The organism is Streptomyces sp. NPDC051569, from assembly GCF_044454085.1.
Lineage (GTDB): Bacteria > Actinomycetota > Actinomycetes > Streptomycetales > Streptomycetaceae > Streptomyces.
On sequence record NZ_JBITDJ010000004.1, the window covers coordinates 178,914 to 202,791 of the forward strand.

Annotated in this window: 21 protein-coding genes and 1 riboswitch; of the genes, 5 read left to right on the forward strand and 16 right to left on the reverse strand. The window is 70.5% G+C overall.

Annotated elements, in window-relative coordinates:
- Window positions 1-79 precede the first annotated feature (79 nt).
- Window positions 80-1,234, reverse strand: coding sequence for a glycosyltransferase family 4 protein (locus ACIBAE_RS09020; protein WP_399283304.1), 1,155 nt, complete (start codon window positions 1,232-1,234; stop codon window positions 80-82).
- Between the two features lie 75 nt (window positions 1,235-1,309).
- On the opposite strand from ACIBAE_RS09020, the gene ACIBAE_RS09025 reads away from it, so the two are divergent.
- A complete protein-coding gene (locus ACIBAE_RS09025; protein WP_399283306.1) occupies window positions 1,310-2,746 on the forward strand; it encodes a glycosyltransferase 87 family protein in 1,437 nt (478 codons plus the stop codon).
- Here the strand turns inward: ACIBAE_RS09025 and ACIBAE_RS09030 are convergent.
- The 5 genes from ACIBAE_RS09030 to ACIBAE_RS09050 form a co-directional block, all read right to left on the reverse strand.
- Window positions 2,703-3,959, reverse strand: coding sequence for a hypothetical protein (locus ACIBAE_RS09030; RefSeq protein WP_399283307.1), 1,257 nt, complete (start codon window positions 3,957-3,959; stop codon window positions 2,703-2,705). The genes ACIBAE_RS09025 and ACIBAE_RS09030 overlap by 44 nt on opposite strands.
- A gap of 43 nt (window positions 3,960-4,002) precedes the next feature.
- The gene (locus tag ACIBAE_RS09035) at window positions 4,003-5,031 is read right to left on the reverse strand and encodes an NlpC/P60 family protein (protein ID WP_399283309.1); all 1,029 of its coding nucleotides are present in this window, start codon (window positions 5,029-5,031) and stop codon (window positions 4,003-4,005) included.
- Between the two features lie 256 nt (window positions 5,032-5,287).
- Entirely contained in the window at window positions 5,288-6,316 is a 1,029-nt protein-coding gene (locus ACIBAE_RS09040; protein WP_399283311.1) for an NlpC/P60 family protein, read from the reverse strand.
- Between the two features lie 461 nt (window positions 6,317-6,777).
- Window positions 6,778-8,142, reverse strand: coding sequence for an NYN domain-containing protein (locus tag ACIBAE_RS09045; RefSeq protein WP_399283313.1), 1,365 nt, complete (start codon window positions 8,140-8,142; stop codon window positions 6,778-6,780).
- A gap of 36 nt (window positions 8,143-8,178) precedes the next feature.
- The gene (locus ACIBAE_RS09050) at window positions 8,179-8,421 is read right to left on the reverse strand and encodes a hypothetical protein (RefSeq protein ID WP_399283315.1); all 243 of its coding nucleotides are present in this window, start codon (window positions 8,419-8,421) and stop codon (window positions 8,179-8,181) included.
- Window positions 8,422-8,575: 154 nt separating this feature from the next.
- Between ACIBAE_RS09050 and ACIBAE_RS09055 the strand changes: the two genes are divergently transcribed.
- Entirely contained in the window at window positions 8,576-9,286 is a 711-nt protein-coding gene (locus ACIBAE_RS09055) for a rhomboid family intramembrane serine protease (RefSeq protein ID WP_399283316.1), read from the forward strand.
- On the forward strand, window positions 9,283-9,564 hold the full coding sequence (locus tag ACIBAE_RS09060) for an Lrp/AsnC family transcriptional regulator (RefSeq protein ID WP_399283318.1): 282 nt from the start codon (window positions 9,283-9,285) through the stop codon (window positions 9,562-9,564). The genes ACIBAE_RS09055 and ACIBAE_RS09060 overlap by 4 nt, the downstream gene beginning before the upstream one ends.
- Window positions 9,565-9,646: 82 nt before the next feature.
- On the opposite strand, the gene ACIBAE_RS09065 is transcribed toward ACIBAE_RS09060, so the two are convergent.
- From ACIBAE_RS09065 to ACIBAE_RS09090, 6 genes are all read right to left on the reverse strand, one after another.
- Entirely contained in the window at window positions 9,647-11,065 is a 1,419-nt protein-coding gene (locus ACIBAE_RS09065) for an aminotransferase class V-fold PLP-dependent enzyme (protein WP_399283319.1), read from the reverse strand.
- 254 nt (window positions 11,066-11,319) lie between these two features.
- A riboswitch (SAM riboswitch) is annotated at window positions 11,320-11,437 on the reverse strand.
- A 205-nt stretch (window positions 11,438-11,642) separates the two neighbouring features.
- Window positions 11,643-12,707 carry an anthranilate phosphoribosyltransferase gene (gene trpD, locus ACIBAE_RS09070; protein WP_399283321.1) on the reverse strand — a complete coding sequence of 355 codons (1,065 nt, stop codon included), beginning with the start codon at window positions 12,705-12,707 and terminating at the stop codon, window positions 11,643-11,645.
- Between the two features lie 170 nt (window positions 12,708-12,877).
- The gene (locus tag ACIBAE_RS09075) at window positions 12,878-14,503 is read right to left on the reverse strand and encodes a cytochrome bc complex cytochrome b subunit (RefSeq protein ID WP_399283323.1); all 1,626 of its coding nucleotides are present in this window, start codon (window positions 14,501-14,503) and stop codon (window positions 12,878-12,880) included.
- Entirely contained in the window at window positions 14,500-15,552 is a 1,053-nt protein-coding gene (locus ACIBAE_RS09080; protein WP_399283324.1) for a Rieske 2Fe-2S domain-containing protein, read from the reverse strand. The genes ACIBAE_RS09075 and ACIBAE_RS09080 overlap by 4 nt, the downstream gene beginning before the upstream one ends.
- Window positions 15,549-16,358, reverse strand: coding sequence for a c-type cytochrome (locus tag ACIBAE_RS09085; RefSeq protein ID WP_399283326.1), 810 nt, complete (start codon window positions 16,356-16,358; stop codon window positions 15,549-15,551). The genes ACIBAE_RS09080 and ACIBAE_RS09085 overlap by 4 nt, the downstream gene beginning before the upstream one ends.
- Before the next feature lie 71 nt (window positions 16,359-16,429).
- The gene (locus tag ACIBAE_RS09090) at window positions 16,430-17,050 is read right to left on the reverse strand and encodes a heme-copper oxidase subunit III (RefSeq protein ID WP_399283328.1); all 621 of its coding nucleotides are present in this window, start codon (window positions 17,048-17,050) and stop codon (window positions 16,430-16,432) included.
- A gap of 196 nt (window positions 17,051-17,246) precedes the next feature.
- On the opposite strand from ACIBAE_RS09090, the gene ACIBAE_RS09095 reads away from it, so the two are divergent.
- Window positions 17,247-17,648 (forward strand): hypothetical protein, encoded by a 402-nt coding sequence (locus ACIBAE_RS09095; protein WP_399283329.1) that lies wholly within the window; start codon window positions 17,247-17,249, stop codon window positions 17,646-17,648.
- Window positions 17,649-17,738: 90 nt separating this feature from the next.
- On the opposite strand, the gene ACIBAE_RS09100 is transcribed toward ACIBAE_RS09095, so the two are convergent.
- From ACIBAE_RS09100 to coxB, 4 genes are all read right to left on the reverse strand, one after another.
- Window positions 17,739-18,989, reverse strand: a complete 1,251-nt coding sequence (locus tag ACIBAE_RS09100; RefSeq protein WP_399283331.1) for an Ig-like domain-containing protein — start codon at window positions 18,987-18,989, stop codon at window positions 17,739-17,741.
- A 108-nt stretch (window positions 18,990-19,097) separates the two neighbouring features.
- The gene (locus ACIBAE_RS09105) at window positions 19,098-19,496 is read right to left on the reverse strand and encodes a cytochrome c oxidase subunit 4 (RefSeq protein WP_399283333.1); all 399 of its coding nucleotides are present in this window, start codon (window positions 19,494-19,496) and stop codon (window positions 19,098-19,100) included.
- On the reverse strand, window positions 19,493-21,238 hold the full coding sequence (gene ctaD, locus ACIBAE_RS09110) for a cytochrome c oxidase subunit I (protein WP_399283334.1): 1,746 nt from the start codon (window positions 21,236-21,238) through the stop codon (window positions 19,493-19,495). Before ctaD ends, ACIBAE_RS09105 begins: the two co-directional genes overlap by 4 nt.
- On the reverse strand, window positions 21,235-22,197 hold the full coding sequence (coxB, locus tag ACIBAE_RS09115) for a cytochrome c oxidase subunit II (RefSeq protein ID WP_399283335.1): 963 nt from the start codon (window positions 22,195-22,197) through the stop codon (window positions 21,235-21,237). Before coxB ends, ctaD begins: the two co-directional genes overlap by 4 nt.
- A gap of 258 nt (window positions 22,198-22,455) precedes the next feature.
- On the opposite strand from coxB, the gene ACIBAE_RS09120 reads away from it, so the two are divergent.
- Window positions 22,456-23,877: a cysteine desulfurase/sulfurtransferase TusA family protein gene (locus ACIBAE_RS09120; protein WP_399283337.1), complete on the forward strand. Its 1,422-nt coding sequence runs from the start codon at window positions 22,456-22,458 to the stop codon at window positions 23,875-23,877.
- The last annotated feature ends 1 nt before the right edge of the window (window position 23,878 follow it).

A 23,878-nucleotide genomic window follows, 5' to 3' on the forward strand; every position in this document is an offset into this window, starting at 1 on the left:
TCGCGGAGGTCCGCCGGACCGTCGCGGGGTTCCGCCCGGGCTGCCCGTGGCGGGTCCGGCGGACCCTCCGGCCGGCGGCTCACAGCAGCGTTCTGAGCTTCTCCGCGAGCAGGTCCCAGCGCCACTTCTCCTCGACCCACTCCCGGCCGCGCTCGCCCATGCGACGTCGCAGCCGCGGGTCCTGGAGCAGTGTGACGATCCGCTCGGCCGACTCCGCCGCCGCGGCCCGGGAGGGCCCGCCCCGGACGACCCAGCCGGTCCCGCCGTCGAGTACGGCGTCGGGGGCGCCCCCCGAGTCACCCGCGACCACCGGCAGTCCGGTCGCCGACGCCTCCAGGTAGACGATGCCGAGACCCTCCACGTCGAGGCCGCCCCGGCGGGTGCGGCAGGGCATCGCGAAGACATCGCCCGCGCCGTAGTGGGCGGGCAGTTCGGCCCAGGGGACGGCGCCGGTGAAGCGTACGGAGCCGGCGACCCCGGTCTCCCGTGCCAGCTTCCGCAACTGCCGGTCGTACGGTCCGCCTCCGACGATCAGCAGGACCGCGTCCGGGACCCGGGCCAGGATCGCGGGCATCGCGAGGATCAGGGTGTCCTGGCCCTTGCGCGGCACCAGCCGGGACACACAGACGACGACGGGCCGGCCGGTCAGCCCGAGCCGCTCGCGGACGGCGGGCCCGCCCGAGCCGGGGTGGAAGGTCTTCTCGTCGACCCCGGGCGGCAGTTGCACCATGCGCGCGGCGGCTTCGGGGGTGAGCGCGGCCGCGATGCGGGAGCGGGTGTACTCACCGAGATAGGTGATCGTGTCGGTGGACTCGCCGATGCGCCGCAGCAGTTGCCGGGCCCCGGGCAGCTGCGCCCAGCCGGCCTCGTGCCCGTGGCTGGTGGCGACCAGGCGCCGGGCTCCCGCCGCACGCAGGGCGGGCGCCATCAGCCCGAGCGGGGCCGCCGCCCCGAACCAGACGGACTCACAGCCGTGTTCCCGCAGCAGCCGCGCCGCCCGCCGGGTGACGCGCGGGGTCGGCAGCAGCATCGTCGTACGGTCGCGTACGACGGTGAAGGGCTGCTCGGCGTCGAAGGCGGCGGTCGCCTCGGCGCCTTCGCGCCCGCGCTTCCAGGTGGACGCGTAGACGACCAGCTGTTCGGGGTCCAGCCGCAGCGCCATGTTGTGCAGGAACGCCTGGATGCCGCCGGGCCGGGGCGGGAAGTCATTGGTCACGATCAGCGTCTTGTGCATCGCCGCAGACAGTACCGGGCGGCCCCGCCTCGTCGCTCAGGGTGGGACCCGCCCGGCATCATGACTTTCGCAATCATGGACGAACCGGACGGGATGGTCATGAGCGGGATGGTCACGGGCGAGGAGGCCGGCGGCGAGGAGGCTCCGGGCGGCGCCGCCGTGGGCGGGGCGGCCCTGGACAGGACGGCTCCGGGCGGCGCCGCCGTGGGCGGAGTGACCGTCGGAGCGGCCGGGCGCGGGGCGGCCCGGGCAGCGGCGCGCGGCGCCTGGCTCCCGGCCGCCCTGGTGTGGGCCCTCACCAGGGCGGCGCTGCTGCTCTGCGCCGTCAAGGCCGTCACGGTCCCGGGCCCGGACGTCACCGTCGATGTCTCGGTGATCTACCAGGGCTGGTACGAGGTGCTGCGGGCCGGCACGTATCCGCTGCGGGACGTGACCTGGCAGTACCCGCCCGGCGCGGCCCTCGCGATCGCCTCCCCGGCGGCCCTGCCGTTCCTCGGCTACGCCGCCGCCTTCTTCACCCTGGTGTGCCTGTGCGACGCGCTGGTCCTCGTCCTGCTGCTGCGCGCGGGCCGGGGGCCCGGCGGGTCCCGGCGGGGGGCGTGGGTTTGGGTGGCGGGGGCGCCGCTGCTCGGCCCGACCTCGTACGCGCGCTACGACCTGATGGTGACGGCGGTCGCCGTCGCCGCGCTCCTCGCGGGCGTCCGCAGGCCCCGGCTGATGGGGGCGCTCGCCGGACTCGGCGCGCTGCTGAAGGTCTGGCCGGTCCTGCTCCTGCTGGGCACCCCACGCGGCCGGGCCACCCGCCGCTCATGGGTGAGCGCCGCCGGGACGGCCGCCGCGCTGCTCGCGGTGTGCTGCGCGACGCTGCCGGGCGCTCTGGCCTTTCTCACCTTCCAGCGCGACCGGGGCACCGAGATCGAGTCACTGGGCGGCCTGGTCTTCCAGGTGGCCCGGCACACCGGCTGGCAGGGCCGGGTGCTGCTCCACTACGGGTCGGTGGAATTCCTCGGGCCGTACGTGCCACTGGTCAGCGCGGCGGCGCTGGGACTGAGTCTGCTCGCGCTGTGCTGGCTGCTGCTGTGGCGGCTCCGGGCGCGCGCGTTCACCGCGGGCACGCCCTGCGACGCGGCGTTCGCGGCGGTGCTGCTGTTCACCACCACGAGCCGGGTGATCAGCCCCCAGTACCTGCTGTGGCTGGTCGGCCTGGCCGCCGTCTGCCTGACCCTGCGGACGAGCCGGATGGCCCGGCCGGCCCTGCTGGTGCTGGCCGCCACCGCCGTGACGCTGCTCGAATTCCCGCTGCTGTTCACCCACGTCGTCATCGGCGACCCGCTGGGGGTCCTGCTGCTCGCCGTGCGCAACGGCCTGCTGGTCGCGGCGGCCCTGACCGCCTGCCACCGGCTGTGGCGGCGGACGGTGTCCGGGCCCCGGAGCCGCGAGCACCGGCCGGCGAACCGGGCCGGGGCGGTCAGCCCAGCCGCTCCACCAGGTACGTCCGCCAGCGCGCCGTGAAGGCCTCCGGTGTCGTGGCCAGGACGTCGTTCATCGCGTCCTCCACGGCGCCCGGGCGCTCCCCGTGGACGCCCACGGCGCGGTAGAAATCGGTGAGCCGCCGCTCGCCCCACCGCGAGGCGATCAGTTCGCAGGCCAGCCAGCCGCCCTCGTACGCGCGGGCCAGCCGGTCGGCGTCGCCGCTGAAGGCGAAGTCCTCGTCCGCCGGCAGGGCGGCGGGCACCTCGCCCCGGCGGACGGCGCGCTGGAGTTCGGGCGCGATGTCGCCGGCGTCGCGGCCCGTCGAGCGGTAGGCGGCCCGGTCCGCGAAGCCCTCCGAGAGCCAGTCCGGGGTGGCGGCCGAGGTGGCCGCGCGGGTCGCGACATGGGTGGTCTCGTGGGTGAGGACGACCTGCTGCCCGAAGGCACCGAGAGTGGCGTACGCGTCGGGGTTGACGATGATCCGGTCGGCGGGGGCCGCTCCGGGCCCGCCGGCCCCGCCCGTGGTGAGCGCCGCGATCCCCCGGTAACCGCCGGCGGGCGCCCCCAGCAGCTTTCCCAGGGCGTCCAGCGATCCCGGCACCAGCACGACCACCCGGCGGCCCCACGGGCCGGGCCAGGCGCCGTCCACGGCGGGTACCGCCAGATCGGCGTCCGCCGCGATCCCGCGCAGCCGCTCCGTGTCCTGCCCGACGCCGAGGACCAGGCTGCGGGCGCCGCGTACGACCCGTACCCGGCCCTGTTCCCAGAGCTGCTCGCCGCCGCCCTCGCCGGGCCGGTCCGCCGTCACGTACCAGCGGCCGGCCCGCTCGGCCAGCTCCAGCGTGCGGGGCACCGGCACGGGCGCGCTGTCGTAGCCCTCGATCCGGTAGCGCAGCTCGGCGCGGACCCGGGCCCGGTGACCGGATCCCGGGCGCTCGATGTCGGTGACCCGGTACGTCCACGAGCTGAGCGGCACCTCCGCGAGGTTCTCGAATGCGGCACGCTCCGTGACGCGCGGCGCCGCCGCCGACGGGTCGAGGACCGCCAGATACGCCTGCTCGTCCCGGTCCAGGACGGCGGCCGCCCAGCGGTCAAGGGTCCGCCGGATGTCCCCGGCGGCGGTGTCGGCGGCCGGGGCCTTCGCCGGAGCCGTACAGGCCGACGCCAGCAGCAGGGCGGCGAGCCATCCCGCCGCCGTACGTCGGCGCGCGGAGCCTCGGGGTCCGCTCGCGGTACGCCTCTGACCTGCCATCCGGCCGATCGTACGGGGTCGGCGGGGCGAGCGGCCCCGGCGGTCAGACCCGGGTGACCGAGGAGACGGGCATCATGCCGACCGGGTCGTAGCGCACCTTGGCACCCGGGTAGGGCGCGTGGATCACCTGGCCGTTGCCCACGTACATCCCGATGTGGCTGGCGTCGTCGCGGTACGCCACGAGATCGCCGGGCCGCGCCTCGGAGAGTGTGACGCGGTGTCCGGCGTCGCGCTGCGCCTGGGAGGTGCGCGGCAGTCCGACGCCGGCCTGGGCGTACGACCACTGGGTCAGCCCCGAACAGTCGAAGCCGGACGGCCCGTTGGCACCCCATACGTAGGGCCGTCCGACGGCCCGCTGGGCCGCGAGCACCGCGGCGGCGGCGCGCGAGGAGGCCGGGGCGCCGCCGGTGGGCAGGGCCAGATCCTGGCGGCCCGAGCGGGAGGCCCGGCCGAAGGGGGCGCGGTCGGCGGCGGGCAGGGAGTGGAGCAGCCGTCGCGCCTCGGCGAGTTTGCGTTCGACGGTGCGCTTGTGGCGGGTGACGGCGGCCCGGCTGCGCTCCAGTTCGGTGAGGTCGCGGGCGGCTTCCATACGTTCCCGTCCCAGCTTGCGCTGAGCCTGCTGGAGTTCCCGGAGGACTCCGGACTGGCGCTGCCCGGCCCGGTTCAGGACGGACGCCTTGTCGAGGTAGTTGTCGGGGTCCGAGGAGAGCAGCAGGGCGAGGCCCGGATCGATACCGCCGGTGCGGTACTGGGCGCTCGCGGCGGAGCCGAGCGCTCCGCGCATCCGGTTGATCCGGTCCTGGCCGCGTGCCGCGCTGTCCTGCGCCTGGTCCACCAGGGTGCGCAGCCGCTCGGCGCGCTCGGTGGCGGAGTCGTACAGCTCGGTGGCCTCTTCGGCCTGCTCGTACAGCTGATCCACCCTGGCCGCGGCGGCCTCGGGCGTCTCGTGGGGTTCGGCGCCCGCCGGGGCGGCCGCGAGAGCCGCGACCGCCGTGGCCGCCGCGGCGGACAGGACGCTCACCCGGGCGCTCCGGGTGGGGCCGGGCTGTGAAGGACGGCGATGGGACACCACAGGAAGCCGCACTCCCTTCCGCTGTACGCACTCACGCGGCCCCTGCCGCCCGACGGGCGGACCGATGGCCGGAGCCGCGTGCGGCAGACAGTAGCCGGGCGACTACGGAGCGACCAACGACCCTTCCGGGCACACACAGTGACGCCCCGCCGGAGACCACAGGTCATCGGCGGGGCGCGGGGTCAGCGGGAGTTGCCGGAATTCGCCCGAATGGGCGGTGTCAGCGACAGGTGGTCCCGTATGTGCCGGATGGGCGTCAGATGCGTACACCGAACTGGAAGGGCATGTTGCCGATCGCCTCGTAGCGCACGCTGGCGCCCGGCTTGGGGGCGTGCAGCACCTGGCCGTTGCCCGCGTAGAAGCCGACGTGGTGGTAATCGCCGTAGAAGATGACCAGGTCGCCCTGCTGGAGCTGGCTCATCCCGAGGCGCTGGCCCGCGTTGGCCTGGGACTCGGAGGTGCGCGGTATCGAGACACCGGCCTGCGCGTACGCCCAGGAGGTCAGCCCGGAGCAGTCGAAGGAGCTGGGGCCGCTGGCGCCGTAGACGTACGGCGTGCCGATCTTGCTCTGGGCGGCGGCGAACGCGGCGGAGGCGCGCTGCGACGCGGGCACGGCGTTGCCGAGCTCCACGCGGGAGGACGAGCCCCGGTTGGCGCGGGACGCGTCGGCGGCTTCGAGGGAGGCGCGCTCCTGCGCGGTGAGCGTGTTGAGCAGCTTCTGCGCGGAGGCGAGCTTGCTCTGGACTTCCTTCTTCTTCTGGCCGAGTTCCTTGCGGGTGTCCGCGAGGTCCTTGACCTTCGCCTGCGCCTCCTTGCGCTGCTGCGCGAGGGAGCGCTGCTTCGCCTGGATCTGCTGGAGCGACTCGGCCTGCTTGGCGCTGACCTGGTCGAGCGTGGACGCCCGCTCCAGGTAGCTGTCCGGATCCGAGGAGAGGAAGAGCTGGATGGCGGGGTCGATGCCACCGGTGCGGTACTGGGCGCTGGCCATCGAACCGAGGCCGTCGCGCAGGTCGTTGAGCTCGTCCTGGCCGCGGGCGACCTTGTCCTGGAGGGCGTCGACCTGCTTTTCGAGCTTGCCCTGCTGCTCCTTGGCCCCGTTGTACTTCTCGGTGGCCTTCTCCGCGTCCTCGTAGAGCTTGTCGACCTTCTCCTTGACGTCGCTCTTGCTCGGCTTCGGATCGGCGTGAGCGGCCTGGGAGGTCAGGGCGACGGCAGCGGCGGCGGTCGCGGTGAGCACGGTCACACGGGCGCGGCTCGGCTGCTTGGGACGACGGTGGGACGCCACGAAGGCGAGCTCCTTCTTCCTCAGCCGCCTACCGGGCCAGATGGGGACGGGGCCCCGGCTCCACGCGTTCGACTCCCCCGCGAACTGGGATGAACTGCGTGAAATCGGCGGTTCCTTCGCTGCCACCCCGGATGGGTGATCTACCGCGCGAAGGTTCGAACCCCGACCTTAGTGACCTACTTGTGATCAGTTCAAATCCTGACGAGGAAAATCTCAGTCAGGAAGAACACAATTTCCGGACGCCATACGGGCAGTGATGGGCATTTGACACTGCGCTCCGCCACCGACCGGCCAATTGGGGCATTACACGCATCGGTTGACCAGTGCCGCGACTGGCGATGTTTACCCCGAAAGGACATCGCGACGGGGCGAACCCTGCCGGAAGCGGCACTGACGCCGGGACGAAGCCTGCCGGGAACGGCGCCAGTGCGCCGGGAACCACACCGGTGCCGCGACCGGCGCTAGACGCGCGAAAGCCGCTTCAGCAGCAAGGCGGACGCGACGGGCCTGGCCCCGGCCCGCGCCACTCCGTCCGCGACCTCCCGGTCGGTGGAGACCACCACGAGCGGCCGGCCCGCCGGCTCCGCCCTGACCAGCTGACGGATCAACTCGTCGGCGGTCACCCCTGGTTTGGAGAACAGCACACGAACACCGCGTGGCGGCGCGAGCAACACCGGCGCCGCCAGCTCCGCACCGTCGAAGACACAGGTCATCTCGGCGCCCGTCTGCGCCGCGAGCATCGCGAGTCCGCCGAGCAGCCGCAGCCGCTGCTTCTCCAGCGGCATCGTCGGATAACCGGTCTTGGTGACGTTGTAGCCGTCCACGACCAGGTGCGCCTGCGGCAGCGCGAGCAACTGGTCAAGCAGCGCGGGATCGGTCTCGGAGAGCGCGCGCGCCGCGATGTCCTTGGGCGACATCCGGCCCGGCTCGACCGCGTCGACGGTGTCGGCGGGCCGGCTCGCGGCGGGCGGCAGGGCCAGCTCACGCCGCAGCCCCTGCGCCGCCTCCAGCACCGTGTCCAGCAGCAGCCGCAACCGCATGTCCTCGACCGAACGGCTCTCCCGGGTGGAACGGCGGCTCGCCTCGACCGCCGACTCCGCCTCGCCGAGCCGTGCCCTGATCCGGCGTGTCTCGCTCTCGGCGGCCGACACCTGCGCGGCCGCCTCGGCTCTGACCGCCTCGGACTCCGCTCTCGTACGGCGCAGCGCGGCCTCGCCCCGCTTGATGTCGCTCTGGGCGCTGCGCAGCTTGCGCTGGAGCGATTCGGCCTCCTTGCGGGCCGCCTCCAGCTCCGCGCGCAGCCGTTCGGTCTCCGTCCTGGTCTGGGTCCGGGCCGCGACCAGCTCCGCACGCAGCCGTTCCACCTCGCGCCGGGTCTCCTCGTCGGCGCGCTCGGCGTCCGCGCGCTGGGCCTCCTCGCCCGCGGCGGCCACCAACTTCACCCATCCGGGGGGCCGCAGCACGTACGCGGCGGCGGCCACGTCGACAGGATCGGCCGCGGCGGGCGCCGATCCCGACCCCAGAGCGGCGGCCAGCTCGGGCTGCGACTGGCCGATCCGCTCCCCGATGCGCTGCCGGAAGAGCGGGTCGCTCTCCAGCGCGGCGGCCATCGCGTTGCCCGCGAACTTCGACCGCCTGTTCGGCGTGAAGCGGGCGTACTGCCGTAGCTGCGCGGGCAGTTCGCTGACGGTCAGTCCGCCGAAGGCGTCCGAGACCAACGCCACGACCCGGCGCCGTACCCCGTCCGGGAGCGGGCGGTCGAGCGCCTCGGCGGCGTCACCGCCGGCCGCACCGGCCGGCTCAGCTCCGCTCGCGGGCTGCTCCACGATCCGTCACCCCACTACCCTTTTTGGGCCGCTCCGTCAGGAACCGGCACCCGGCCTGTCCACCAGTTCGATCTGATCCAGCGCGTTGCACCAGCGGCAGCGCACCGACTCGATGGTCTCACTGACCACCTCGCGCTCCTCGACGTTCGGTTCCCCGGCCAGGTCCAGATGGACGTACTCGACGACCTTCGACGACCGGGTCACGTCGAAGCGCGTGAGATTCCCGCACAGGGTGCAGCGCCATCGCGTGGCGTCCGTCGGCTGGGGCACCGTCGTCATCGTCGCGGTCCTCTTTCGTCGTCCCTCGTGCGGCTTCCCGCCGTACGCCCTCGAACTGGCGGATGTACTCCTCGTAACCCTACGGCCTCACGGGTACCCCACGGGGCGGCGAGGCACTCCGTGCCGTTCGGTCCGGGTAAGCCATGCTCTGTCCGTGATCAATACGCGGACGACGGCCGGCGGACCGGTGGTGACCTACGGACTGATCGGCCTCTGCTGTCTGGCTTTCCTGGTCAGCCCGCTGTCGGGCTTCAATCCGGCGTTCGGGAGAGGCGACGCCCTCCTGGCCGCGCAGAGCGCGTATTTCGAACGGTGGGGTGTCATCCCGGGCGAGTTGACGACCGGTTCCCCGCGCGCCCTCCTCACCCCCCTGACCGCGCTCTTCGTCCACGGCAGTTGGCTTCATCTGCTGGGCAACATGCTCTTCCTCTACGTCTTCGGGGCGATGACCGAGGAACGCATGGGCCGGTTGCGGTTCGCGCTCTTCTACCTCGCCGTCGGCTATCTCGCCCTGTCCGCGTACGCCGTGGCCAACGCCACGTCGGAACAGACCCTGGTGGGAGCGTCGGGGGCGATCTCGGGGGTCCTCGGCGCCTTCCTCTACCTCTTTCCCCGGGCGCGCGTCACCAGCGTCTTCCCGTTCCTCCTCTTCCTGCCGCTGCGCTTCCCCGCCTGGATCGTGCTGATCTTCTGGTTCGTGCTCCAGTGGCTGGCGGCGCGCGGCGCGGGTGCCGGGCCCGGGGTCGCCTATCTCGCGCATCTGGTGGGCTTCGGCGCCGGCTTCCTCTACGCCGGGGCGCGGTACTGGCGTAGCGCTAGAGTGAGGATCCAAACCGGGGCCACCGAGGGAGAACGCCAACCGTGATCACCGCGATCGTGCTCATCAAGACCAGCGTGGACCGGATCCCGGAGATCGCCGAGTCGATCGCCGCGCTGGACAGCGTCAGCGAGGTCTACTCGGTCACCGGCACGTACGACCTCATCGCCATGGTGCGGGTGGCCAAGCACGACGATCTGGCGGATGTCATTCCCGGCCGGATCAGCAAGATCGCGGGGGTCGAGGCCACCGACACGCATGTGGCGTTCCGCACCTACTCGCAGCACGACCTCGAAGCGGCCTTCGCCATCGGGCTCGACGCCTGAGACCCGTCCGGCGAAGATCCCGGACAGGCCCTCGGGCCGCCTTGCCGCTTGCGGGTCGGGCCGCCGCCTTCCCGGTCACGGGTCAGGCCGCCGCGCCGTCCCGGTCGGGGACGCAACGGCCGTCCTCCGTGCGGTAGTTCCAGCGCGCACCCTCGCGCACCAGCTCCGTCACCGCGCGGACGAAACGCTCCACGTGCTCGTCCGGTGTGCCGGCGCCGAAGCTGACCCGGATGGCGTTGAGCGAGCGCTCGCCCGGCTCGGCCTCCGGGGCGCCGCACTCCCCCGCCTCCCCCGGGTCGCTGTCCAGCAGGGTCCGCAGCAGCGGGTGGGCGCAGAAGAGACCGTCCCGGACGCCGATGCCGTACTCCGCCGACAGCGCGGCGGCGAAGTGCGAGCTGTTCCACCCCTCGACCACGAAGGACAGGACGCCCACCCGGGGGGCGTCGTCGCCGAACAGCGAGAGCACCCGGACCTCGGGAACCCCGGCGAGACCGGCGCGCACCCGTCCGACGAGCCGCTGCTCACGGGCGGCCAGGGCGTCGAAGCCGGCCTCGGTGAGGGCCTTGCAGGCCGAGGCGATCGCGTACACCCCGATGACGTTGGGCGAACCGGCCTCGTGACGGGCGCTCGTGGTGTGCCAGTCGACATCCACCCCGCCGTCCGCGCGCCGGACCACCTTCCGGCTGGCGCCGCCGCCGGCGAGGTACGGCTCCGCGTCACCGAGCCAGTCGGCCCGGCCCGCGAGCACCCCGGAGCCGAACGGCGCGTACAGCTTGTGCCCGGAGAAGGCGACCCAGTCGACGTCGAGAGCGGCGATGTCCACCGGGTGGTGCGGCGCGAGCTGCGCGGCGTCGAGGACGATCCGGGCGCCCCGCGCGTGTGCGGCGGCGGCCAGCTCCCGTACCGGCCACAGCTCACCGGTGACGTTGGAGGCGCCGGTGACACAGACCAGCGCCGGGGCCTTCGGATCCCGCCCGGCGAGCGCCCGCTCCAGCGTGGCGACGGCCTCGGCGGGGGTGCGGGGCGCGTTCAGGTAGGTCACCCGGGCGTCCCGCCAGGGCAGCAGCGACGCGTGGTGCTCGGTCTCGAAGACGAACACCTCGCAGCCGGCCGGGACCACGGCGGCCAGCAGGTTCAGTGAGTCGGTGGTCGAGCGGGTGAAGACGACCTGGTCACCGGGGCGGCAGCCGAGGAACTCCGCGACCACCGCGCGGCTGTTCTCGAAGAGGTCGGTGGACAGCTGCGAGAGATACCCGGCGCCCCGGTGCACGCTGCCGTAGTACGGGGCGTACGCGGCGACGTCGTCCCACACCCGCTGGAGGGCCGGGGCGCTGGCCGCGTAGTCGAGCGCGGCATAGGTGACCTCGCCGCCGGTGACGAGGGGGACGGTGACATCGCGCCCGAGCACCGGCAGCGGCGCGGCACAGGCGGGGATGTCGGCGGACTCGGCCGCTTCGGCGGGCTGGACGGTCGTGGCGGCGGCGTGCGGGTATGCGGACATGGCGGTTTCTCCCGGCAGGACAAGTCGGAACGGCTTCAAGGACCCGCACGGCGGCACGACGCCACGGCAGCACGACGGACGACGACACGACGGACGACGTCACGGAACCAGGCGCTCAGGGCCGATGCGGGGAATGCCTCGACACACGGAGATCACCGTGCGGAGGTGGGCTGAAGAAGAGGGCTGACAGCCCTAGCACATTCGCTTGCTCACGAGACTGCTCCCTTGAGGACCAGGACCCCAGAGGTTGCAGGGGTCCGCGCTTGCCGTGAGCCTTGCTGCCCACGGCCTGGTCTTCACCCGGGGCACCCCGCCACGGACGGAGGGTTGCCGGACAGCGAGCCGGGGCCTTAATCGCTGTCACTCATGACCTTGGCCGAGAGTATGGCACAGGGGGTGAGGCGCCCCGAAGTGGTGTCCGCGATACGGGACACAGAAGACGGGACGCGGGAGACGGAACACGGGAGACGGGACGCAGACGACGGGACGCGGGAGAACGGGGCTCAGGAGAACGGGACTCAGGGCACGGGAGACCGCCCGGTGCGCCCCACCGCCGGCGGGGCGCACCTGACCTCGGCTACCTGTTGCTCGCCGCGACCCAGCGCTCCAGGGCGCGCTTCGCCGCCCCTGAGTCGATGGACTCGGCCGCCCGGGCGATCCCGGCCGCGAGCTGGAGCTCCAGCGAGTCGCCGGTCGGATCCAGCGCCGCCAGCGCCGCCGCCGAGTTGAGCAGCACGGCGTCCCGTACGGGGCCGGTCTCCCCGGCCAGCAGCCGGCGCGCGACATCCGCGTTGTACGAGGCGTCCGCACCGCGCAGCGCCTCGACCGGCACCAGCTCCAGGCCGACGTCCCGGGGGTCGAAAGCTACCTCGGTCACCTTGCCGTCCCGGACCATCCAGACCCGTGAGGTGGCGGTGGTGGTCAGTTCGTCGAGCCCGTCGTCGCCCCGGAAGACCAGCGACGAGTTGCCCCGGCCCGCGAGCACTCCGGCCACGATGGGCGCCATCCGCGCATCCGCCACGCCGACGGCCTGGGACCGTACCCGGGCCGGGTTGGTGAGCGGGCCGAGGATGTTGAACGTGGTCTGCGCGCCGAGCTCTTTACGGGCCTTGGCCGCGTACCGCAGGGCGGGGTGGAACTTCACCGCGAAGCAGAAGGTGATCCCCGCCTCCTCCGCGACCTCGACGACCCGCCGGGGCGTCAGCTCCAGATTGACGCCGAGCTTCTCCAGGACGTCCGAGGCACCGCTCGCCGAGGAGGCAGCGCGGTTGCCGTGCTTGACGACCTTGGCGCCGGTGCCGGCCACCACGATCGCCGACATGGTGGAGATGTTGACGGTCTTGGCGAGATCACCGCCGGTCCCGACGATGTCGACCGTGCGGCCCGGCACCTCGATCGTGTTGGCGTGCTCGTACATGGTGCGGACCAGCCCGGAGACCTCGTCGACGGTCTCCCCCTTCGCCCGCAGCGCGACCGCGAAACCGGCGATCTGCGCGTCGGTGGCCTCGCCGCTCATGATGCGGTCCATGGCCCACGCGGTGTCGTCCGTGGTCAGGTTCTCGCCGCGCAGCAGGGGGTTCAGTACGCCCGGCCAGGTGCGGGCCGCCACGGTGTCGCCTCCGACGGGGGTAACAGCGCTCATGCTCGCTCCTGGGTGTCCGGTGACGGGTGCGTGACCTTGTGCGGCCCGCCGCAAGCCTATCGGCGTACCCCGGCGCGCAGGACCGGGTACGCCGAGGGCCCCGGCCGGTTCCCTCGCGGGATACCGGGCCGGGGCCCTCGGTGGTGACGACCGCCGGCGGCCGGGCGGGATCAGTGGTGGCCGTGGCCGCTCGTGATCTCGTTGTACTCCTCGGCGGAGGGCTTGGGGATCTGGTTCCCCTCGCCGTAGTAGCTCTTGCTGAGCTTCGTACGGAGCTTCTCGGCGGGGTTGACCTTGCGGGCGACCCCGTTCTCGTCGACCTCGGGGCCGATCTCGGCGGGCTCGTACTGGTCGTGCGCCGTGAGCTTGTACAGGTCGCCCTGGTCGAGCGGCGTGTGCACCTCGACGAACTCACCGTGCGGCAGCCGCTTGATGACGCCGGACTCGCGTCCGTGCAGCACCTTCTCGGCGTCGCGCCGCTGCAGACCCATGCAGATCCGCTTGGTGACGACGAAGGCGATGACCGGTGCGACGAAGAACCCGATCCGGACCACCCAGGTGATCGCGTTGATCGAGAGGTGGAAGTGCGTCGCCCAGATGTCGTTGCCGCCGCCGACCAGCAGGATGAAGTACCAGGTCAGCCAGGCCATACCGAAAGCGGTACGGGTCGGGGCGTTGCGCGGGCGGTCCAGGATGTGGTGCTCGCGCTTGTCCCCGGTGACCCAGGACTCGATGAACGGGTAGACCGCGATCGCGGCCAGCACCAGCGGGAAGATGATCAGCGGGATGAAGACACCCAGGACGAGGGTGTGGCCCCCGAAGTTGATCTCCCAGCCCGGCATGACACGGATGAGGCCTTCGGAGAAGCCCATGTACCAGTCGGGCTGCGCACCGGTGGACACCTGGTCCGGGCGGTACGGGCCGATCGCCCAGATCGGGTTGATCGTGGCGATCGCCGCGACCACCGAGATGATGCCGAAGACCAGGAAGAAGAAGCCTCCGGCCTTCGCCATGTAGACCGGCAGCAGCGGCATGCCCACGACGTTGTTGTTCGTCCGGCCGGGGCCCGCGAACTGGGTGTGCTTGTGGTAGAAGACCAGGATCAGGTGGCCCACCAGCAGGCCCATCATGATGCCGGGCAGCAGCAGGATGTGGACCGAGTAGAACCGGGCCACGAAGTCGCCGCCGGGGAACTCCCCGCCGAACAGGAACATCGACAGGTACGTACCCACGATCGGTACGGACAGGATCGCGCCCTGCATGAAGCGGACACCGGTGCCGGAGAGCAGGTCGTCCGGGAGCGAGTAGCCGGTGAAGCCGGTGAACATGCCCAGGACGAGCAGCAGGAAGCCGAAGATCCAGTTGATCTCACGCGGCTTGCGGAACGCGCCGGTGAAGAACACGCGCATCATGTGCACGATCATCGCCGCGACGAAGATCAGCGCGCCCCAGTGGTGGATCTGCCGGATGAGCAGACCGCCACGGACGTCGAAGCTGATGTCGAGCGTGGAGGAGAACGCCTCCGACATCCGCACGCCCTGGAGCGGGACGTAACCGCCGTGGTACACGACCTCGTTCATCGAGGGGTGGAAGAACAGCGTCAGATACACACCCGTGAGGATGATGATGATGAAGCTGTAGAGGCAGATCTCACCGAGCATGAAGGACCAGTGGTCCGGGAAGATCTTCCGCATGTTGGCCTTGGCCAGGCCGTAGATGCCGAGCCGGCCGTCCGCCCAGTCGGCGACCCGCTCACCGGCAGGTGCCTTGCGGTTGTTTTTGTCAGCGGTACTCATCCGCGCTCCCAGAAGGCAGGGCCGACGGGCTCGTCGAAGTCGCCGAGCGCTTCGAGGTTGCCCTCAGCGTTCACGCCGATCCGCAGCTGCGGAAGAGCGTGACCGGCCGGGCCGAAGATGACGCGGGCGCCGTCGGAGAGGTCGAAGGTGGACTGGTGGCACGGGCAGAGCACGTGGTGCGTCTGCTGCTCGTACAGGCTGATCGGGCAGCCGACGTGGGTACAGATCTTCGAGAACGCCACGATCCCCTGGTGGGACCATTCGAGCTCGCGCTTGTCCTTGATCTCGTCCGGCTGGATACGGACGATCATCAGGGCCGCCTTGGCGATCTCCTTCTGGAACTCCTCGCTGTCCTCGTGCAGCCCCTCGGGCATGGCGAAGGTCAGCGAGCCCACGATGACGTCCTCGGGACGCAGGGGCTCATCGGTGTTCATGTTGATGAGCACCTTGCCCTTCGCCCACAGGGTCGAGCGGAGCTTCTTCTCGGGCAGCGGGCCGAGGTCGCGCAGCAGCACCACACCGGAGAGCGGCACCAGCGCCAGCGCGCCGAACATCGTGTTGCGGATCAGCTTGCGCCGGCCGAAGCCGGACTCGGCCGCGCCCGCCGCGAAGTCCGCCAGGACCTGCGCCTTGACCTCGGGCGGCGCCTCGATCGGGTGGCGCTCGGCGGGGGTCTCCACGTCCGACATCAGGGTGCGGGCCCAGTGGACCGCGCCGGCACCGATGCAGAAGAGGGCGATACCCAGCGTCACACCCAGCGAGAAGTGCAGGATGCTGACGTGGCCGATGGGCCAGATGAAGACGCTCTTGTCGACCGGGAACGCCACGAACGAGGCGATGAAGGCGACGGTCGCCACCATCGACAGCAGGAACAGGAAGGCGACCACGCGCTCGGACCGCTTGGCCGCGCGCTCGTCGATGTCCTGGATCCGCGGCTGGTGGGCCGGCAGGCCCGGGTCGGCGAACGGGTCGCCCGCTCGCCGCACCTGGCTGTGTCCGGCGCCCTGCTCGTGCGGCAGGTTCTCTTCTGGATTCTCTTGGCTACTCATGACTTCTTGGCCTTAGCGGTGTGGGCCGCGACCCAGATGGCAACTGCGATCAAAGCACCCAGACCGAAGATCCAGGCGAACAAGCCCTCGCTGACCGGGCCCAGGCCGCCCAGCTTGAGCCCGCCGGGGCTCTCGGTCTGGTCTCCGTTCACCGCCTTGACGTAGGCGATGATGTCCTTCTTCTGCTGCTCCGGCAGGGTGCTGTCGGGGAACGAAGGCATGTTCTGCGGGCCGGTCTGCATGGCCTCGTACAGGTGCTTCGGGCTGACGCCCTCAAGGCCGGGGGCGAACTTCCCGTGGGTGAGTGCGCCGCCCTCGCCGGTGAAGTTGTGGCACTGGGTGCAGTTGGTACGGAACAGGTCGCCGCCCTTGGCGATGTCGGCGCCGTCGGGGCTGTACTGCTGCTCGGTCGGGATGATCGGACCGGCACCGAGCGACGCGACGTACGCGGCGAGCTGGTCGATCTCCTTCTGGTTGTAGATGACCTTCTTCTTCGGCACCTGCGCGCCGGGCTGCTGGGCGGGCATACGGCCGGTGCCGACCTGGAAGTCCACGGCGGCTGCGCCGACGCCGACCAGGCTCGGGCCGTCAGTGGTTCCCTGACCGCCGGTTCCGTGGCAGCTGGCGCAGCCGACGGAGTAGAGCTTCTTGCCCTCCTCGATGGCGAGGGACTGGGCGGTCTCGTCGGCCTGCGCCGTGCCCGCGGGCGCGAACGCGGCGTACAGCCCCCCGGTGGCCGCCAGCGCGAGGAGTAGGACGACGAGCGCCGCCAACGGGTGGCGTCGTCGTGCGGAGAGCTTTTTCACGGATTACCCCGGTGTCAGGATCTTCAGCGTCGGTGCTTCTGGACTGTGAGCGCTTCGGGCGCGGTGCCCGGCTACTTGATCAAGTAGATCGTGGCGAAGAGGCCGATCCAGACGACATCGACGAAGTGCCAGTAGTAGGACACGACGATGGCGGCTGTCGCCTGCTCATGAGTGAATCTCTTGGCCGCGTACGTCCTGCCGAGAACGAACAGGAACGCGATCAGACCACCTGTCACATGCAGACCATGGAAGCCGGTGGTCAGATAGAACACCGAGCCGTACGGGTCCGAGGACAGCGAGAGGCCGTCCTCCCTGACCAGCTCGGTGTACTCGAAGATCTGACCGCCGATGAAGATCGCACCCATCACGAACGTGACCACGAACCACGCCCGGAGCTTCTTCACGTCGCCTCGCTCGGCGGCGAATACGCCGAGCTGACAGGTGAGTGAGGAGAGCACCAGGATGGTGGTGTTCGTCGCCGAGAACGGGACGTTCAGGTGCGAGGCCACTTCCTTCCAGTGGGCCGCACCCATCACCGATCGCAGGGTGAAGTACATCGCGAAGAGGGCCGCGAAGAACATCAGCTCGGAACTCAGCCAAATGATGGTTCCGACGCTGGTGAGGTTCGGCCGATTGACCGACGGGTGCGCGTGCCCGGTTTCTACTGTCGTTGCTGTCGCCACGACCGACATTATGTCGGTCGCTTATCCCGCCCTCACCTCGGGGGGTGCCGTTCGGTGTGTCCATGGGGTGTGTCCAGCCCGAACGGCCCAGTGAAGGGGTGTCATTAACCGTGCTGACACGGTGTCCGACGGAGTAGCATCCGCGCATCGGTTCATGGCAATGAAGCCCTGAAGCCCTCGCAGACACTGATGTCACGGAGGAACAATGCAGCCGACCGCCACGGTGCTGGTCTACAGCGACGACGCGAACACCCGCGAGCAGGTGCGGCTGGCAGCGGGACGCAGGCCGGCCGCCGACGTACCGCCGGTCGAGTTCCTGGAGTGCGCCACCCTGCCCGCGGTACTGAAGCACCTGGACAGGGGCGGCATCGATGTCTGCGTGCTGGACGGCGAGTCGGTCCCGGCGGGCGGCATGGGCGTCTGCAGGCAGATCAAGGACGAGGTCTTCAACTGCCCGCCCGTGCTGCTGCTGATCGGCCGCCCGCAGGACGCCTGGCTGGCCACCTGGAGCCGTGCGGACGCCGCGGTGACCCTTCCGGTCGAACCGGTCGGTTTCGCGGACGCCCTGGCGGCGCTGCTGCGCGCCAGGCTGGCCGTGGGGGCCTGAGGGGGACCGTGCGGGCCTGATGGGCGGACCGGCGGCGCTGAGCGGAGCCCGGCCGGGGCCCTGGGCCTTTCCGGGGGCCCAGGGGCGCCTTCAGACCTCGGGACGGAGCCGTGCCGCGTCGGCGGGGCCGCTGCCGTCCCGGGTCCCCGCCTGCAGGACGCTGCCCTTGCGCCATTTGGCCCAGCTCAGGTTCCAGTCTCCGAAGCCGTTGCCGAAGTCCTCCATCGTGTCGCCTTCGCTGTTGACGACTTTCACGATGTCACCCTGACGCACGGTGTCGTAGAACCATTCGGCGTTACTGGTGGACATGCCGATGCACCCGTGGCTGACGTTCGCGGACCCCTGTGAGCCGACGGACCACGGCGCGGCGTGAACATACTCACCGCTCCACGTCACCCTGGTGGCCCAGTAAACGGGCAGATCGTACGAGTCACTGCTGCCTTCGGCGATGCCGATGCTGGTGCCGCGCATCCGTACGAACTCCTCCTTGCCCAGCACGACCTTGATGCCGTTGCGGGTCGAGAAACCGGGCTTGCCCGTCGTCACCGGGATGCTGTTGATCTCCTCGCCGTTGCGCAGGACCGTCATGTAGTGCGATTCGGCGTCGGCGACGGCCTCCACCCGGTCCCCGGTGGTCAGCTTGAGCGGCTTGGCGGCGCCGCCGTACAACTGGTTGCCGACCTTCATTCCTTCGAGGTTGCTCGTCGCGGTGATGGTCCCGTTCGCCGGCCAGTACTCCTTGGGGCGGAAGTGCAGCTCCTTGTCGTCCACCCAGTGCCAGGCGCCGTCCACGACCGGCGTGGAGCGGACCTTCAGGGCTCCCTCGACGACGGCCCTGTCCTGCTTCGACTTCACCGGCGCGCTGAGCTTGGCCGTGATGGGCTGTCCGACACCGTACTTGCCCGCCTCCGGGCCGAATTCGACCTTGAGGGTCTTCTTGGCGGCGGCGGTGTCGAAGGTGATGGTCCGGGCGCCGGGCGCGCCGTCCTCGTCCTCGGTGGCCACCCTGACGGTGTACCGGGCGCCGGCCGCCAGCGGGGCCGTGGAGTGCCAGCGCGTGCCGTCGGCGGTGAGTTCACCGGCCAGGTGGTGGCCTGCCGTGTCCATGGCGGTGACGTCGGTGATCCGGTCGTCGCCCCCCTTGGCGGTGACCTCCAGGGGCTTGTCCAGATCGACCTTGGTGCTGCCGCCGGGCGCGCTGAAGGCGACCTGTCCCGTGGCGTCGTGGGGCCGGGAGGCGAGCGGGTGGCTGTCGGCACCGCACGCGGTCGCGCCCGCCCCGAGGGACACGACCAGCAGGGTGCAGCTGAGAACGGTGCGCAAGCGTGGCGTGTGGTTCATGGCTTCACGGTATGAAGATTCGTCCGTACCAGCGCGACGAGTGATGCAAATGGGGGGCCCGGACACTCCTTGTCGGAGTGTCCGGGCCCCCTGGGAGCACTGCGCGTGCTACTGGTTCCGGCTCTCACCGCGGTAGAACTCGAAGACCCAGCCCCAGAGTCCGACGAGGATCAGCGGGGCGGCGAAGTAGATCAGCCACCAGCCGATCGCGATGCCGAGGAATCCGAGCGCGCCACCGACCGCGAGCGCGAACGGCTGCCAGCTGTGCGGGGCGAAGAACCCCACCTCGCCGGCCTCGTCCGCGACATCGGCTTCCTTGTCGTCCTGGGCCATCGCGTCCACCCGGCGGGCGGTGAAGGCCAGGTAGAAGCCGATCATGATGCTCAGGCCGAAGGCCAGGAAGAGCGCCGTCGTACCGACCGGGTCCTTCGACCAGACGCCGTACAGGATGGCGATGGCCAGGATGAAGATGCTCAGCCAGATGAACATCCTGCCTTGGATCTTCACTTCCCGGCCTCCTTGCCACCGGCGAGGGCCTCGGCCCCGGTGCCGTGGTCGGCGTTCTCGAGCTGGTCGAGCGCGGCGATCTCAGGGTGATGCAGGTCGAATGCCGGGGATTCGGAGCGAATACGCGGCAGGGTGATGAAGTTGTGCCGCGGCGGCGGGGAGGACGTCGCCCATTCGAGCGACCGGCCGTAGCCCCACGGGTCGTCGACACCGACCGGCTTGCCGTACTTGGCGGTCTTCCAGACGTTGTAGAAGAACGGCAGGACCGACAGGCCGAGCAGGAAGGAACTGATGGTGGAGATGGTGTTCAGCGTGGTGAAGCCATCGGCGGCGAGGTAGTCCGCGTACCGCCGGGGCATACCTTCAGCGCCCAGCCAGTGCTGCACCAGGAACGTGCCGTGGAAGCCGATGAACAGCGTCCAGAAGGTCATCTTGCCGAGCCGCTCGTCCAGCATCTTGCCGGTGAACTTCGGCCACCAGAAGTGGAAGCCGGCGAACATCGCGAACACCACGGTGCCGAAGACGACGTAGTGGAAGTGCGCGACGACGAAGTACGAGTCGGAGACGTGGAAGTCCATCGGGGGCGAGGCCAGGATGACGCCGGTCAGACCACCGAAGGTGAAGGTGACCAGGAAGCCGATCGTCCAGAGCATCGGTGTCTCGAAGGACAGTGAGCCCTTCCACATGGTGCCGATCCAGTTGAAGAACTTCACCCCGGTCGGTACCGCGATCAGGAAGGTCATGAAGGAGAAGAACGGCAGCAGCACACCGCCGGTCACGTACATGTGGTGCGCCCACACCGTCACCGAAAGGCCCGCGATAGCGATCGTCGCCGCCACCAGGCCGATATAACCGAACATCGGTTTGCGACTGAAGACGGGAATGATCTCGGAGACGATCCCGAAGAACGGCAAGGCGATGATGTACACCTCTGGATGGCCGAAGAACCAGAAGAGGTGCTGCCAGAGCAAGGACCCGCCATTGGCGGCGTCGAAGATATGCGCACCGAACTTGCGGTCCGCCTCCAGGGCGAAGAGCGCGGCGGCCAGCACCGGGAACGCCAGCAGCACCAGCACACCGGTGAGCAGGACGTTCCAGACGAAGATCGGCATCCGGAACATCGTCATGCCGGGCGCGCGCATGCAGATGATCGTGGTGATGAAGTTGACCGAACCGAGGATCGTGCCGAAGCCGGAGAAGGCCAGACCCATGATCCACAAGTCGGCGCCGATACCCGGCGAGCGGACGGCGTCCGACAGCGGGGAGTAGGCGAACCAGCCGAAGTCGGCGGCACCCTGGGGGGTGAGGAAGCCGGCCACGGCGATGATCGAGCCGAAGAGGTACAGCCAGTACGCGAACATGTTCAGCCGCGGGAACGCCACGTCGGGCGCGCCGATCTGCAGCGGCATGATCCAGTTCGCGAATCCGGCGAACAGCGGCGTCGCGAACATCAGCAGCATGATCGTGCCGTGCATCGTGAACGCCTGGTTGAACTGCTCGTTCGACATGATCTGCGTGCCGGGACGGGCCAGCTCGGCGCGCATGAAGAGCGCCATCAGTCCGCCGATGCAGAAGAACGCGAACGACGTGACCAGGTACATCGTGCCGATGGTCTTGTGGTCGGTGGTGGTCAGCCACTTCACGACGACATTGCCCGGCTGCCTGCGCCGGACCGGCAGTTGGTCCTCGTACGAGTCTTCGCCTGCGACCGCGTCACCGTGGGGTTCGTTGAGAATGCTCACAGTTTCTTCGTCTCCGCATTCCTGGCCGGATCCGTCTGCGCGATGCCGGACGGGATGTAGCCCTTCTGGCCCTGCTTGGCCAGCTCTTCCAGGTGCTTCTGGTAGCGCTCCGGGGAGACCACCTTGACGTTGAAGAGCATCCGCGAATGGTCCACACCGCAGAGTTCGGCGCACTTGCCCAGGAAGGTGCCCTCCTGGTTCGGGGTCACCTCGAAGGAGTTGGTGTGCCCCGGGATGACGTCCTGCTTCATGAGGAACGGCACCACCCAGAAGGAGTGGATGACATCACGCGACGTCAGGATGAACCGGACCTTCTCGCCCTTGGGGAGCCAGAGGGTCGGACCCGGGTTGCCGGTCTGCGGATTCCGCGTGCCCGGGATGCCGGCGTCGTAGACGCCTTCCGCACCCTTCGGGAATTCCTTCCGGAACCGGTCGGGGATGGCGTCGAGCTGCGAGGGGATCTTGTTCCCCGTGCTGGCGTCGCCGTCCACGTTCTCGATGTAGTTGAAGCCCCAGCTCCACTGGTAGCCGACCACGTTCACGGTGTGGGCCGGCTTGGCGGAGAGGGAAAGGAGCTTCGTCTCGTCCCGAGCGGTGAAGTAGAAGAGCACCGAGACGATGATGAGGGGGACCACGGTGTACAGCGCCTCGATGGGCATGTTGTACCGGGTCTGCGGAGGTACCTCCACCTTGGTGCGGCTGCGCCGGTGGAAGATGACGCTCCACAGGATCAGACCCCACACCAGAATGCCCGTGATGAGCGCTGCCGCCCACGAGCCCTGCCACAGGGAGAGGATCCGAGGCGCCTCCTCCGTCACCGGGGTGGGCATACCAAGGCGGGGAAAGTCCTTGTATGTGCAACCGGTGGCGGTTGCGAGGATCAGGCCCGCAGTCAGCACCTGCGGCAGCTTCCGCCGCATCGGGCGCCGCGACGAGCGGTCGGAGCCGTTGGGACTCACGTAGCGCCTTCCCGAGAGTCTCGCCCGCGCGGCCGGCTGCGGCCGTCTCGATCGGTCGCCGGCCCTGTCGCGGGCAGGGGTTTGGATGTTTATGCGGACCAAACCCTACTGGACGCAATTTAGGGTCGCGCGGGGAGGGTGCCCAACGCGCCGCCCGACACCCCGAAGGGATGGAATACCCGGCTCAGGAGTGCTTCTGACGCTCCCTCCGGCTACCCGCGCCGGGGGGATTTGTCGGACAGGGGCTAGCGTGGCCGCGTGCCCTACTTCGACACCGCTTCCTCGGCCCCGCTGCACCCCGTCGCCCGGCAGGCCCTGCAAGCCTCCCTGGACGAGGGCTGGGCCGACCCGGCCCGGCTCTACCGGGAGGGCCGACGGGCCGGACTGCTGCTGGACGCGGCCCGGGAGGCCGCCGCGGAGGCCGTCGGCTGCCGTCCCGACGAGCTCGTTTTCACCCCGTCGGGGACTTATGCGGTGCATTCCGGAATGTCCGGCGTGCTTTCCGGCCGTCGGCGTGTCGGCGGACATGTGGCGGTATCCGCGGTCGAACACTCCTCCGTACTCCACGCGGCGTCCGCCCATGCGGCGGCGACCGGTGGCACGGTGACCGAGGTGCCGGTGGACCGGTACGGGGCGGTCGCGCCGGACACGTACGCCGGAGTCCTGCGCGAGGACACGGCGCTGGCCTGCCTCCAGTCGGCCAATCACGAGGTGGGCACGGAACAGCCGGTGGCGGCGGTGGCCGAGGCGTGCCGGAGCCGGGGCGTGCCGCTGCTGGTGGACGCGGCACAGTCGCTGGGGTGGGGGCCGGTCGGGGGCGCCTGGTCGGTGCTGGCCGCGAGCGCGCACAAGTGGGGCGGCCCGGCGGGCGTCGGACTGCTCGCCGTACGCAAGGGTGTCCGATTCGCCCCGCAAGGTCCGGCCGACGAGCGGGAGTCGGGGCGCGCTCCGGGCTTCCAGAACATCCCGGCGATCGTGGCCGCGGCCGCGTCCCTGCGGGCGGTACGCGCCGAGGCGGCGGACGAGGCGGCCCGGCTGCGGGCGCTGGTGGACCGGATCAGGTCCCGGGTCCCGGAACTGGTGCCGGACGTCGAGGTGGTGGGTGATCCGGAGCTCCGGCTCCCGCATCTCGTGACCTTCTCCTGTCTCTATGTCGACGGAGAGGCGCTGCTGCACGAGCTGGACCGGGCGGACTTCTCCGTCTCCTCCGGCTCGTCCTGCACGAGCAGCACCCTGACGCCGAGCCATGTGCTGCGGGCGATGGGTGTGCTGTCGGAGGGAAACGTCCGGGTGTCGCTCCCGCTCGGCACGCCGGAGGCGGAGGTGGACCGGTTCCTGGAGGTGCTTCCCGGGGTCGTGTCCGGTGTACGGGAGCGGCTCGGCGCCCCTGCCTCCCCCGCCGGGAGGCGGGCGGAGGGGCCGTCCGTGACGGCGGCCCCGGTGCCGGCGGACGGATCGTCGCTCGTCGTGGACGCGCTCGGCCGGCGGTGTCCGATCCCGGTGATCGAGCTGGCCAAGGTGTTCGACGAGGTGCCGGTCGGCGGGACGGTGACGGTCCTCGCGGACGACGAGGCCGCGCGGCTGGACATTCCGGCGTGGTGCGGGATGCGCGGCCAGGAGTACCTGGGTGAGCGTCCGGCGGACCACGGTGTCGCCTATGTGGTCCGCCGGGTGTCCTGAA